This is a genomic window from Nitrosomonas marina (assembly GCF_900110145.1).
In the GTDB taxonomy this organism is placed as follows: domain Bacteria; phylum Pseudomonadota; class Gammaproteobacteria; order Burkholderiales; family Nitrosomonadaceae; genus Nitrosomonas; species Nitrosomonas marina.
Genome location: NZ_FOCP01000040.1, coordinates 1 through 11,163 on the forward strand (window position 1 = coordinate 1; position 11,163 = coordinate 11,163).

Annotated in this window: 17 protein-coding genes; 14 read left to right on the forward strand and 3 right to left on the reverse strand. The window is 43.8% G+C overall.

Going from position 1 to position 11,163, the window contains the following annotated elements:
* Window positions 1–143: 143 nt before the first annotated feature.
* Window positions 144–359, reverse strand: a complete 216-nt coding sequence (locus BMX44_RS15710; RefSeq protein ID WP_090634769.1) for a helix-turn-helix domain-containing protein — start codon at window positions 357–359, stop codon at window positions 144–146.
* Window positions 360–432: 73 nt separating this feature from the next.
* Between BMX44_RS15710 and BMX44_RS15715 the strand changes: the two genes are divergently transcribed.
* From BMX44_RS15715 to rhuM, 3 genes are all read left to right on the forward strand, one after another.
* Window positions 433–840, forward strand: a complete 408-nt coding sequence (locus tag BMX44_RS15715) for a helix-turn-helix domain-containing protein (protein ID WP_090634771.1) — start codon at window positions 433–435, stop codon at window positions 838–840.
* 66 nt (window positions 841–906) lie between these two features.
* Window positions 907–1,335: a hypothetical protein gene (locus BMX44_RS15720; protein WP_143056977.1), complete on the forward strand. Its 429-nt coding sequence runs from the start codon at window positions 907–909 to the stop codon at window positions 1,333–1,335.
* A 476-nt stretch (window positions 1,336–1,811) separates the two neighbouring features.
* Window positions 1,812–2,951: a RhuM family protein gene (gene rhuM / locus BMX44_RS15725; RefSeq protein WP_090634774.1), complete on the forward strand. Its 1,140-nt coding sequence runs from the start codon at window positions 1,812–1,814 to the stop codon at window positions 2,949–2,951.
* Window positions 2,952–3,052: 101 nt separating this feature from the next.
* Here the strand turns inward: rhuM and BMX44_RS15730 are convergent, their stop codons facing one another.
* On the reverse strand, window positions 3,053–3,505 hold the full coding sequence (locus BMX44_RS15730) for a helix-turn-helix domain-containing protein (protein ID WP_090634775.1): 453 nt from the start codon (window positions 3,503–3,505) through the stop codon (window positions 3,053–3,055).
* A gap of 32 nt (window positions 3,506–3,537) precedes the next feature.
* The gene (locus tag BMX44_RS15735; protein ID WP_090634777.1) at window positions 3,538–3,864 is read right to left on the reverse strand and encodes a DUF4258 domain-containing protein; all 327 of its coding nucleotides are present in this window, start codon (window positions 3,862–3,864) and stop codon (window positions 3,538–3,540) included.
* A 355-nt stretch (window positions 3,865–4,219) separates the two neighbouring features.
* On the opposite strand from BMX44_RS15735, the gene BMX44_RS15740 reads away from it, so the two are divergent.
* The 11 genes from BMX44_RS15740 to BMX44_RS15790 all read left to right on the forward strand — a co-directional run.
* Complete coding sequence (locus BMX44_RS15740; RefSeq protein WP_090634779.1) at window positions 4,220–4,672, forward strand: hypothetical protein; 453 nt, start codon at window positions 4,220–4,222, stop codon at window positions 4,670–4,672.
* 505 nt (window positions 4,673–5,177) lie between these two features.
* Window positions 5,178–5,645 (forward strand): hypothetical protein, encoded by a 468-nt coding sequence (locus BMX44_RS15745; protein ID WP_143056978.1) that lies wholly within the window; start codon window positions 5,178–5,180, stop codon window positions 5,643–5,645.
* A gap of 239 nt (window positions 5,646–5,884) precedes the next feature.
* On the forward strand, window positions 5,885–6,061 hold the full coding sequence (locus tag BMX44_RS16965) for a hypothetical protein (protein WP_177167790.1): 177 nt from the start codon (window positions 5,885–5,887) through the stop codon (window positions 6,059–6,061).
* 174 nt (window positions 6,062–6,235) lie between these two features.
* Complete coding sequence (locus tag BMX44_RS15755; protein WP_090634784.1) at window positions 6,236–6,562, forward strand: hypothetical protein; 327 nt, start codon at window positions 6,236–6,238, stop codon at window positions 6,560–6,562.
* A complete protein-coding gene (locus BMX44_RS15760) occupies window positions 6,559–7,035 on the forward strand; it encodes a hypothetical protein (protein ID WP_090634786.1) in 477 nt (158 codons plus the stop codon). Before BMX44_RS15755 ends, BMX44_RS15760 begins: the two co-directional genes overlap by 4 nt.
* A gap of 15 nt (window positions 7,036–7,050) precedes the next feature.
* Complete coding sequence (locus tag BMX44_RS15765) at window positions 7,051–7,386, forward strand: hypothetical protein (protein WP_177167791.1); 336 nt, start codon at window positions 7,051–7,053, stop codon at window positions 7,384–7,386.
* On the forward strand, window positions 7,383–8,204 hold the full coding sequence (locus tag BMX44_RS15770) for a PD-(D/E)XK nuclease family protein (protein WP_090634791.1): 822 nt from the start codon (window positions 7,383–7,385) through the stop codon (window positions 8,202–8,204). Before BMX44_RS15765 ends, BMX44_RS15770 begins: the two co-directional genes overlap by 4 nt.
* 2 nt (window positions 8,205–8,206) lie before the next feature.
* Window positions 8,207–9,175 carry a hypothetical protein gene (locus BMX44_RS15775; RefSeq protein ID WP_090634794.1) on the forward strand — a complete coding sequence of 323 codons (969 nt, stop codon included), beginning with the start codon at window positions 8,207–8,209 and terminating at the stop codon, window positions 9,173–9,175.
* Between the two features lie 42 nt (window positions 9,176–9,217).
* Entirely contained in the window at window positions 9,218–9,439 is a 222-nt protein-coding gene (locus BMX44_RS15780; RefSeq protein ID WP_090634797.1) for a hypothetical protein, read from the forward strand.
* A 62-nt stretch (window positions 9,440–9,501) separates the two neighbouring features.
* Entirely contained in the window at window positions 9,502–10,416 is a 915-nt protein-coding gene (locus tag BMX44_RS15785; RefSeq protein ID WP_090634801.1) for a recombination-associated protein RdgC, read from the forward strand.
* Window positions 10,406–11,163, forward strand: a 758-nt coding sequence (locus tag BMX44_RS15790; protein WP_177167792.1) for an AAA family ATPase, incomplete at its 3' end; no start/stop codon positions are given. The genes BMX44_RS15785 and BMX44_RS15790, both read left to right, overlap by 11 nt.

Genomic DNA, 11,163 nt, shown 5'->3' on the forward strand with positions numbered 1-11,163 from the left:
TACCTGGCTAAACTGAAACTATGAAAAAATGCCCGCATCCGAAGGGGTAGGTACAGAGAGGAAAAAGGAAATCCCCTCGGTGCGGACGGACAAGAAAAGCTGCCCACAAAAAATTACGCAGTGGAAATAATCAAAATGGTGCTTTATGCTGCTTGATCCTCATTAATTCTGTCGTCTTTTTGCTTAACTACACTTTTATGAAGATTGCGCAGATGCTCACCTAACATCCAGCTAGGTGATTTTCTTTTGCCAGTCAGTAACCCGGATATATTGCTCTGCCCAGTTTTGCACCTAGACGCAATTTGCGATTGCGTTAAACCTGCGCCCATAAGTTCTTTGATTATTTTTTTCCAGTCCATGACAAATATTATCACTAAAGTGATTTATTTAGTCAAGCGCTAAAGTGATCGATTTTTTATCTACAATCACAATATGAATAATTTGGCGTCTAGGCTGAAGAATTGCAGGGAAGAATTGGGATTAACCCAAGGAGAACTTGCAAAAAGAGCTGGCGTAAAAAACCAATCTATTATTGGCAGTCTTGAATCCGGCTATCGAAAAAGATCATCTTATATACCCGCTATTGCCTCTGTTCTTGGTGTTGATCCGTTATGGCTCGCAACTGGGAAAGGCGACAAGCGCGGCACCCTTAGCAAAGCTGAAGAATTATTACGTTTAATGGGTATTTATAACGTTGATTCCGTTAATTTAGAGCAAATTGAATTAGCAAGAGAAGCCTTGAAGGTACCGGAGGATCGTCGTAAAGACGCAAAAAAAATCATTAACGTATTTAATGAACCTGACGACAAACCAGATGGAAAAAAGGAAGAAAAGAAATAACGTTTTCTATCTTGCCGGATGGTGTTTGAATGATGAGTGTTCTTGCAGAGTATACAAAAAATAGAAATGAATCATGATTCAAAAAGTGGAAATGCTAGTGTTGATCTCGGCATAACCAGAAAAGACTCGTCAAGGTACTTGGAAATAACATTAGCAGCAATGGTAATTGCCGCTATTGCTCAAGGCATAACGGGTGACTGGAGGCTTGGGTTTCCCTGCTTTATAACAGGATTTTATTGGTTCGCCACGCATGATCACGACAAGAAGGTTGTTACGAGTTTAGCTGTATATGCTTTTATCACAATGATTTTAATATTTTATTTTGAAAAAGCGCCGGAGCATAAAATTGACTGCAGTGAAGCAGATGATTATTTCTGCTGCCTGAGAGACAACAAAATAAATACAACTGTGTACAACATAATGGTCGTCACATGGTTTTTCGGGATGTTTGTAGTTTATATGAACCAACAACACAGGAGGTCAATACGGCGGTGACGCTAAGTGGTGAATCGGGAACATTGGGAACCTGCCGCCACACCATGCCTTTAAGACATGGGCGACGGCGGTTAATCCCCGGTGCGATGGCAATTGCATCGTTAGATGGCCAAGACCCATGACGGTAACGCCGCGGCTCTCGTAACCATCAAAGCGGCCTTCTAATTTGAGGGTTCGCAGCGCTGTGAAACCCTTCATTCATTGTTTAAAAGCTATGATTGAATTTTCACTTAAAATCCGCATAAGCTACAAGCAGTTACTGAAAATTATTATTTTCGTAATGCTCATGTTTCTGCGGTAGTATTACCCCGGCAGCGAAAGCTGCCGGTTATCAATGTAGCACCAACCGTAAAAAATTAACAACACATATCTCCATTGGCATAGCATTTTGAGTTATGCGCATGTTTCATATAAGATTTTGAGAAATTAGTGCAAGGTAATTATATATAACTACCTAACTTATAAAAGGTTGACACATGGATAACCAAGAAAATATTAACTCTATAATCTATTCCGAAGACGGTGTTGATGATATTAAAGTCATCATTGATGATGACACTATTTGGGCTACTCAGAAAAATATATCTGATATTTTTTCAGTAGCAAAAAATACTGTTGGCGAGCATCTATCGAATATTTATAAAGAAGGAGAACTTAACAGAGACTCAACCACCCGGAAATTCCGGGTGGTTCAAATCGAAGGTGATAGAGAGGTCTTAAGGAATATAGAACACCATAATCTGGATGCTATTATTTCAGTTGGTTACAGAGTAAATTCTCAAAAAGCCACGAAATTTAGGATTTGGGCAACTGGCATTATTAAACAGTATATTCGTGATGGCTATGTCATTAACGAGGCTGTGCTACGCGATGACCCTAAGAGACTAAACGAACTCGCTGCAAAAATTAGAGAACTTAGAGCTAGCGAAAAGAATGTATTTGCACAGGTTAAAGATTGTTTTAAATTGTCGGCATCAGATTATGAGCCAACTTCAGACGAGGTGCGTTCGTTTTATTCACTCTTGCAAGATAAGTTCCATCACGCAATAACTAAGATGACTGCCTCTAAGTTAATTAAAGATAGAGCGGATGCTACAGAAGACAACATGGGGTTGATTAGTTTTAAGGAATTATTACCAACTAAGCAGGAAGCTAAAACAGGAAAAAACTACCTCACAGAAGATGAGCTGTACAGAATGTATTTATTGTCTGAACAATTCTTGTTATTCGCGGAGTCCTCTGCGCTTATGGGCAAGCAGTTAACCATGAAGCAACTACATGACCAGTTAGATAACCTTCTTAAGCTAAACGGGTATCCTGTGTTTGAAGGTTACATGGATTATATAAGAGACGAGGCAATGAAACATGCTGAATCTGAATATGAAACCTTCATTGAATTAAAGAAGCTGGAAATGTTGGGCGTAGATGTTGATTATACTGATTACGTTATTGGTGAATATAATCTCTATCGAGAGCAAATGGATCAAATTACACTTGCAAAACTTCGCGACCACTTTAGAAAAAAGTATCAAGATATAATTGAGCACAAACCAAAAAATATAGGCAGGCTAACTAATGCTCTACGTGTTGCTTTAGACCATAATCCAAACAAATAAACCAAAGAGCTATCCTGCAAGGGTCAGATTCATTTTAATTTTAAATCTATTTGGTAAATATCCACGAAGGGTGACAACTCAATTGAGATGCCGCCATTTTCTTATGCCGCCTCACTCCAGCCGGATTCTGTTTCTTCAAGAAGAATCATGTATTCATGGATTTCACGATCAAGCTGGCTTATGTTTTCGAGCATGCTGTTAATTTCTTTATCTCCATTGATCTTTTCTTTATACAGTAGCCTTATCACCCTTTCTGCTGGCGGCGGCACGCCTGCCCGATCCTTTTCCCATGATCGAACAGTTGATTCATCTACCCCTAAAAGACCAGCTAAATTAACCTGTGACAGGTCTAATTCCTTTCTTAAGAACCGTATTTCAGACCCGTTAAGTTTGGGTTTGTTGTTAATCAGGCGTCGCCCAATCGCTCTGTGCAATCCCTCAATATCATGAATGGATGTGGCTTTGCCATATTTCGTTGTTATAGTCTTGTACCCATTCTTGAGCCAGATGTTTGATAGCCCGCAAGACGTATAATGAAACGCATTGTGAGACATAGTAATCACCTTTTAATAATCAATAATTATATTCAAAACACAGTTACCACTACGATGTAATCACCTTTGTCGTCTCTATCGAGGCTGGCAACAACGGATATCACATTCCCGGCAGTCCTTACTTCTAGCGTCTGTCGCCATAAACCAAATTTTATATCTCTGTAAGGACCTTCCACAATCACCCCGTGTTTCAGGCACCTGATAACCTGCATTCTTGTGATATCTCGCTCTACCATGCGCTCTTCAGCATGTGACAGAATAAATACCCTGCCACTATCTTCGGCAAGCTTGCTTATTATTTGCTTTGCTTTTTGTGGCGTCAGGTCGAATGAGACAACCTTGTTTGTGTTTTTCTTCATACGTTATTACCGTTAGATTCTAACGGTTTTTAGACTTTTAAACAACGGACAAGTTTCACGAAACTTTATATTGGAATGACCCGCTTCGGCGGGTTTTTTATTGCCTGGAATTATTAGACAAAAAATTTTTATCACAATTTATCACTTTAGTGATTGACATTTATAATCACTATAGTGATAATAGCTCCACCGCTTAACGCTATAAGTTACAAACGCAGGTGTGAAGCGAAAGATCATCTCTCCCTTTGATGACGACGAGTCCGCGAAAGCGGTTTGGAGGCCGGGTGATCGAGTTTGGTTATCCGGCCTCTGCTTTTTTTTTGAATTGACGATTCTTTAACCACAGGAGCAAAAAATGTTCTCAAGTATCACTCTTTCAATCCTTGCCGCACTGGGCGGCGATATCGATCGCGGTGCAGCTGCAATAACCATCGCAGAACATCCCACCATTGAGCGTTGCGAGAAACACATCGGGCGCGAGTACAACGTAGACCTTGATCAGTACACAAATGAAGGCTACGAAATGAAGCTGAAGATGAACAACACCAGAGCACACGGTTTCAATGACAACCAGACTTCCACATGCATCCAGACCGTCAAGCCAGAGGAAGCACAAGCAATCTATGTCATAGGCGTGATCTACCAGAGCAACGGCTACGGCTCACAGACATATCAAACCGAGGCTTTATACCTTGGTTCACCAGCGCAATGTGGTGAGATCGATTCGCTGCTTGCAAGAATCAACCCGCACTTTACTCCAGAAGAACTTGGTTTTATGGGCGGGTGTACTGATTTTACAGATTCATAAATTCCGGCATTGATGGGTGAGGCTGACCGCAGCCCTTAACGTCTGGCCTGGCAATCAGGGAACTGGCGCAGATACAAGCGCTTCAGGGATGGCGGTGTAACAGTGCGAGTCAGTGACAGTCGGGAAAGACCGACACAGATCAACGGAGGCTGCGGCGTGTGTGAAACGCAGGTGATTAGCTATCACAGGGGTAAGCAACCGGCATTTAACCGGCAATGCTACGGGTAGCGCGAGCAAAGTTCTCGCGTCCGTCCCGAGCAGGTTCAAATCCTGCCAGCCTCCACCAACATGAAAGGCGCAAACGTGAAACAAACTTTCAACGTACGCAGAGACGGATTGTTCATTGGAACAATCACGTTTGTATCGAAAACAAGCTGTGATGAAACAGCGGCACGTCTTTGCAGGTATGTGAAGAAAAGATTCGGACAGGATGTTACGGCTCATCCTGTATTGAATCAAATGCATGAGCGACTTCCAGCTTCTATCTACTAAAAAGGACGTAACGATGTCAGACGATTTGTATATGGATGCTCACATATTATCTGAGCAACGCACTGAAAAAGATGATCAGATAATAATCCAAAAATATTCAGACCTTAGTGATACCGATAGGGGTGAGGACACTGTGTGGTCTCAGGATGGGGAAACTTTCTACAGCGAGCAAGATGTCATTGAAAACTTAGATTTCGCGGAAGTCGATAGTGTTTTGGTGATTTATAAAGGCGTAAAAGTGCATAAAAAACATGATGATTACTTTAGCGCTTACTCCATTATAGAGGATGCTCAGGAATCAGCCTTTGGCGATGTTGGAGATTTTGCAGAAGGGTATTTGGATGAACTCTCCACGCGGCATATTAAACAGCTTCAACGCCTGCTGATCAACTGGTTAGACAAAAATGTCTCCCAACCACTCTTTTACGCAGTTAAGGACGTTACCCCGATTCAAATAACTAAACTGGATATCGAAAAATGAACAACATATTTTCAGGATTATGGCCAGTTATTCCAACTGACAACAGCGGAGTATCAGACAGGTACACGGCCAGACAACCCCATCAAACAAAAAAAGGTCCGGGCAGGTCAAGCAGGATGAGAAGAAAAAACAGACCTGCCGGCGCAAAATTTGCGAAAGCATTCGCGGCCAAAGTGGCCACACATCGCGGCAAGTTTCGCCACATGCCTAAGTAATACATCAACCAATAAGGAGAAGCCATGTTTAAGTATTTATTGATCGGGGTGTTGTTTTCATCTTCTGCTAAAGATGTGGAAGTCGTGATTGTTGACACCTATGACACCCACATTCAATGCGAAGTAAACAAGGGCATTCATTCGAATCTTTATGAAGGCGACGACGAGAGTCTTCAGTGCGTTGAAATAAAGATTAAATAATCGCAAACAACATAAACCAAATAGAGAGGCCAACCAAATGATCTGCTTGATAAAAATCAAAATGCGAGACGGTAAAGTAGTTATTTGTTACGGGCTGTTTAAGTCCACATCTGCAGCAGCTGCGGAAGCAGCTAAATGGTTTGAATTCGCAAACATCTGCGTAAAGGCGGTCTGATGGCGACCAAATTTACACCCGGACCATGGACAGTTCGCAGAATGCCTGGCGAGATATTTAATGTGCTGGTTGAGTCTGAAAGCGGCAAGGCCATTGCTGAATGTTTTGTTAATGCCGAGGCCGGTCTAGCTGAAGGAATAGCAGAAACGAACGCGAACGTTCGGCTGATTGCGGCCTCGCCAGAACTGTATAGCGCACTTATCAAGGCAAGATCATTCGTTCTGAAACATGCGACAACCAATGGTGACGAGAAAGCCGCCGAGATTGCCAGCGAAACGGCTGACCTTATTCGGAAGATAAACAACACACCAGAGAGGCAGGTATGAACACCAATAACACAAGCTTGCAAAGATGGGTGAGTCAATACCCGGCTATTGCCGAGATAGTCAGCAGGCACTCAGTGTCGCATAACGAAAATTTCATTTTTGAACCGGAAAATCTCGCCGGTTTTATCAGCGACTTAACTGGTTACTTTGCTGCAGAGCACAGTCACAAAATACAGACCGGTGAACTGTATTACATGCAGGACAGCCGGAATATCTTAGGCAATAACATGTTGTTCTGGCGCAAAGGATGTCAAGGTTATACCCAGTGTATAGCAGATGCCGAGGTATTCACGGCTGACGAGGCAATCAGGCAAATGATTAGCAGAAGGTCGGATATCCCCTGGCGGAAGGACTACATCGACGGCATAGCTTCACTGTCTGTCGATACTCAGCGCGCTGATATAAGAGCAGCAAACATGCTGCCACCAAGCCAGCGCAACGATTTGCCTGAATCGCTTAGAGACCAAGCGTAAATGTACGGAGGCGGTATGAAGTTAGCGAATTTTGATCAACAAAAAGCTGCACAGAGGCGAACGAGAGCCATGCTGAATGACTTCCAGCACCAGGCAGAAATATTGCTGCAGGAGCGCATATCGATTCACGAAATAATCAACTGCCTGTGCGAGGCGATCAATAACACGCAAGTTAATCACGTGGATGAAGAATCACTCGAGTACCAGAACCTTCAATTCTGTCATGACGTGATCGAATCGACCACTTGCGCGTTGGAACTGGAGAGAAACATTGATCCAAAACTGGCGCAGATTCGCGGACTGCTTGAAGTTCAAGCCAGTCTTGAAAAAATTAAAAAGGGATTGTCATGACTGAGGCAAAACAACCATCAATAACGGTCCGGGCATCATCATGGGCTGGACTATTCGATTGTGCCTACCGATGGGAGGGAATACACATTCTAGGCATGCGTAACACGGTCGGATTACGCGCTGCACTAGGTACGTCGGTTCACCATGGTACCGCAGTATTTGATCAGAGCAGGCTTGATAACGCTGGGCTGAAACCTGATGACGCAGCTGGCGCATTCATCGACAAGCTGCACGATCCAGACAACGAATTTGATCCGTCAAAAGACGACCTAACGATGAAAAATGCCGAGATTATCGGCCTGTCACTAACAACGAAATATTGCATGGACTGGTCGCCAAAATATGATTTTGTGGCGGTGGAAATGCCTACAAAACCGCTCGACATTGATTGCGGCAACGGTGTTGTGGTTCAGCTAACCGGCACAATGGACCGGGCTCGCGTCAGTAAAACAAGCTTGGGAGTCGGAATTACTGATATCAAAACTGGCGCATCGGCAATCCAGAAAGGCGAGGCCAACACAAAAGGCCATGCCGCTCAGGTTGGAACTTATGAATTACTTTACGAACACTCAACAGGCGACTCGATAACAGATCCAGCTGAAATTATCGGGTTAAGCACCAGAGGCAAGCCGGAAATTGCAACAGGAAGTATCAAAAACGGCAAGCAAATCATGGTTGGCACAGAAGATCAGCCAGGCTTGATCGAATTTGCATCCTATATGTTCCGGACCGGAAATTTTTACCCTAATCCGCGCTCGCTTTTGTGTTCAGAGAAATACTGCCCGCGCTGGAATTCTTGCATATTCAAAGGAGATTAAGCATGTCCACAACAACGCAATTATCAGAACTGAAAAATAATGATGTTATGCCGCATGACATCAAAATAGATTTTTTCTCAAAACAAGGCTTTGACCTTGCCATCAGGATAGCAAAGGCGATGTCCACTTCGGATGCTGTGCCAGAGAGTTTCAGGCAATTCGTTGAGAAAAGAGAGCAAGGCGGCGTTAAGGTTGTCGAAAACAACTCTGCTATTGGAAACTGCCTGGTAGCAATAGAAGTAGCCAAAACCGTTGGTATGTCGATGGTTAGCGTAATGCAAAACGCTGACGTTATTCAGGGGAAATTGCGCTGGTCGTCAAAATTCCAGATTGCCGCGATTAATGCTTCGGGGCGATTCTCGCCGCTTAAATTCAAGCTGAACAATCTCGGAAAGGTTAAGGCGAAGTACCGAGAAAAAACAACCTGGAACAAAGAATCAAAAAGATTCAACTTTGAAGAGCGCGAAGTTGAGATTGATAACTGGGAATGCATAGCCTGGGCTCAAGAACTTGATCAGCGTAAGAATCCCACAGGCGAGATCGTTCAATCAATACCAGTGACCATGCAAATGGCTGTTGAAGAGGGCTGGTACTCAAAAGACGGCTCAAAATGGCAGGGTTCAATGCGTTTTCAAATGCTGCAATATCGCGCGGCATCGTTCTTTGCATCCATTTATGCGCCTGATGTAATCATGGGTATGGGTAGAAGTTCTGAGGAAGAGTCAGACATTGTTGATCTTGTCCCGCAGCCTGACGGTACCTACCAGGCAGACAGCAGAACGATAGATGAACTCAGGTCCGGCAGAGATCAGGGGAAACCTACCAGCGAGAGCAGGAAGCAGGAAACTGACAAAAAACCGACACCAGAACCAGAACAAAAACCAAAGGCCGAGCCAAAGCCAGAACAGAAAGCCGCGCCTTCTGAGACTCAACGAAAACCGCGTGAGCAGAAACCGCTGGATATGGAATAGCACCACCTGATTAAGGTAAAGGAAATACCACAAGGATAAGCAATGACAAAGCCTAATTTAAAGAAACTGCAAAAAGAGTGTGACGATTTTAACGCGAAATATCCAGTAGGTACCGCCGTGCTCTTGAAAAAAGATTTTGTTGACGAGCCTGTAAAAACCGTCGTCCGTCACGAGGCATATGTCCTAAGCGGCCATACGGCGGTTGCCTTTTTTGAAGGGGTGTCTGGCTGCTATGACATTTCCTGTGTTGTTAGAAAAGCATAAAAAGAAGATTTCTTAATAGCGCGAAAGATCATCAAATAGCCATCAAATCAAAAGGACAAACCATGATTAAAAACCTAACAATTTACCGTGTCCCTACTGGCTGGACACCGGATATCGAAAAGCTGAAAGAGAAACTTTCGGTTCCAAACGAACTGGGTGACAGGTGGAAACTGCTGAAAGACGGCCTGCCGATTATCAACGTCGGCGGCCACTACTTACTTGTCATGGAAACACAGGAAAAGCTGATACCCAGTTCCGTTGTAAAAAAAGAAGTACAGCTTCGCATTGAAAAATTTGTGCGCGAAACTGGCGATGCGGTGATGGCCAAAACAAAAAGATTCAAGCGGGATATTCAGGAAACAGTTCTCAACGAACTGTGGCCGAAAGCTTTTGTAACAAGCAAATTTACCAATATCTGGATCGACTCAGAAAATGGCTATCTGTGCATTGACACAACGTCAGAAAACAAAGTGTTGGCGGCGTTAAAACTGATGCATGAATCAGGAATTACCTGCTTGCATAGAGTGATTCCGCAATACGACACTGGCTCGTCAATGCATGGAATGCTGATTTCTGAGGATCATGACCAAAACGGTTTTTGTGTCGGTCGTGATTGCGAATTGGTTGAGGAAGGTAACAACAAACGTTCAATCAAGTACAAAAACGAGAACCTTGATTCTGAAGAGATCAGGAATCACTTAACCCAGGGCAAGCGTGTCAGGAGGCTTGAACTCACTTATGACGATCGCGTTTCGTTCGTTCTGCACAGCACGTTTGCAATAAGCGGACTTGAATTGATCGGCATTGCTCTCAGTGACATTGAAAATGCCTGTGAAGATTTTGATCCTGGTGATAAAGAGGCCGAGTTTAATTCGACATTCATGATCACCGCTGGTGAGTATTCACGGCTTATCACAGCACTTATTGAGTCACTGGGTGGCGAGGTAGAACACGGAGGCCAGAACGATGAAAATTAAGTCTATCCATGCGGAAAACTACCTGTCCGCAAAGTCGGTATCAATCAAATGCAGTACACCAGTAACACTTATTGCCGGCCACAATGGATCGGGAAAATCGTCCATTCGTGACGCGGTACAGCATGCCTTAACGGGCGAAGCTTCGCGCGTCAGTTTGAAAAAAGAATACAGCCTCCTGGTATCTGATGAGCATGACTCCGGTTTCGCTGAAGTGGTTACCGGCGAGAATAAATTCAGCATCGTTGTTCCGTCCGGCAAAGGCAATCATTCAGAAATTCCTGTCTTACCCTATGTGCTGGAAGCGCAGCGATTCGCGCAGCTGGATGAAAATAAGCGCCGGTCATACCTGTTTGGACTATCTCAAGTCAGCATAAACACTGACAAGATATGTAAACAGCTGATTGATGACCTTAAATGCAATGCAGACAAGGTTGAACGTATTAAGCCAATGTTGAGAGCAGGATTCCCTGCTGCACAAAAATCTGCTGCAGATAGTGCTAAAGAAGCCAAGGGCGAATGGAAAAGCACCACTGGCGGGCAGACATGGGGAAAGGATAAAGCCGAAACGTGGACGCCAGATGTGCCTGAAGTTGACGCAGACAAGGCTATCAAGCTGCTTGATAACGCGCGCAAAAACATCGCTGAGATTCAAGGAAAAATCAGCATTGAGACAGAAAAACTGGGCGCAGCAAGGCAATCCAATAGCGCTGCGGCAAATTCTGCTGAAGAACGCGAAAAACTCGAGTC

What these genes read in the sequence shown, in the direction of transcription:
- rhuM (WP_090634774.1), top strand. Translation starts at nt 1,812, where the DNA reads ATGGATAACCAAGAAAATATTAACTCTATAATCTATTCCGAAGACGGT.
- BMX44_RS15740 (WP_090634779.1), top strand. Translation starts at nt 4,220, where the DNA reads ATGTTCTCAAGTATCACTCTTTCAATCCTTGCCGCACTGGGCGGCGAT.
- BMX44_RS15715 (WP_090634771.1), top strand. Translation starts at nt 433, where the DNA reads ATGAATAATTTGGCGTCTAGGCTGAAGAATTGCAGGGAAGAATTGGGA.
- BMX44_RS15760 (WP_090634786.1), top strand. Translation starts at nt 6,559, where the DNA reads ATGAACACCAATAACACAAGCTTGCAAAGATGGGTGAGTCAATACCCG.
- BMX44_RS15780 (WP_090634797.1), top strand. Translation starts at nt 9,218, where the DNA reads ATGACAAAGCCTAATTTAAAGAAACTGCAAAAAGAGTGTGACGATTTT.
- BMX44_RS15710 (WP_090634769.1), bottom strand. Translation starts at nt 359, where the DNA reads ATGGACTGGAAAAAAATAATCAAAGAACTTATGGGCGCAGGTTTAACG.
- BMX44_RS15770 (WP_090634791.1), top strand. Translation starts at nt 7,383, where the DNA reads ATGACTGAGGCAAAACAACCATCAATAACGGTCCGGGCATCATCATGG.
- BMX44_RS16965 (WP_177167790.1), top strand. Translation starts at nt 5,885, where the DNA reads ATGTTTAAGTATTTATTGATCGGGGTGTTGTTTTCATCTTCTGCTAAA.
- BMX44_RS15755 (WP_090634784.1), top strand. Translation starts at nt 6,236, where the DNA reads ATGGCGACCAAATTTACACCCGGACCATGGACAGTTCGCAGAATGCCT.
- BMX44_RS15775 (WP_090634794.1), top strand. Translation starts at nt 8,207, where the DNA reads ATGTCCACAACAACGCAATTATCAGAACTGAAAAATAATGATGTTATG.
- BMX44_RS15735 (WP_090634777.1), bottom strand. Translation starts at nt 3,864, where the DNA reads ATGAAGAAAAACACAAACAAGGTTGTCTCATTCGACCTGACGCCACAA.
- BMX44_RS15745 (WP_143056978.1), top strand. Translation starts at nt 5,178, where the DNA reads ATGTCAGACGATTTGTATATGGATGCTCACATATTATCTGAGCAACGC.
- BMX44_RS15765 (WP_177167791.1), top strand. Translation starts at nt 7,051, where the DNA reads ATGAAGTTAGCGAATTTTGATCAACAAAAAGCTGCACAGAGGCGAACG.
- BMX44_RS15785 (WP_090634801.1), top strand. Translation starts at nt 9,502, where the DNA reads ATGATTAAAAACCTAACAATTTACCGTGTCCCTACTGGCTGGACACCG.
- BMX44_RS15720 (WP_143056977.1), top strand. Translation starts at nt 907, where the DNA reads ATGAATCATGATTCAAAAAGTGGAAATGCTAGTGTTGATCTCGGCATA.
- BMX44_RS15730 (WP_090634775.1), bottom strand. Translation starts at nt 3,505, where the DNA reads ATGTCTCACAATGCGTTTCATTATACGTCTTGCGGGCTATCAAACATC.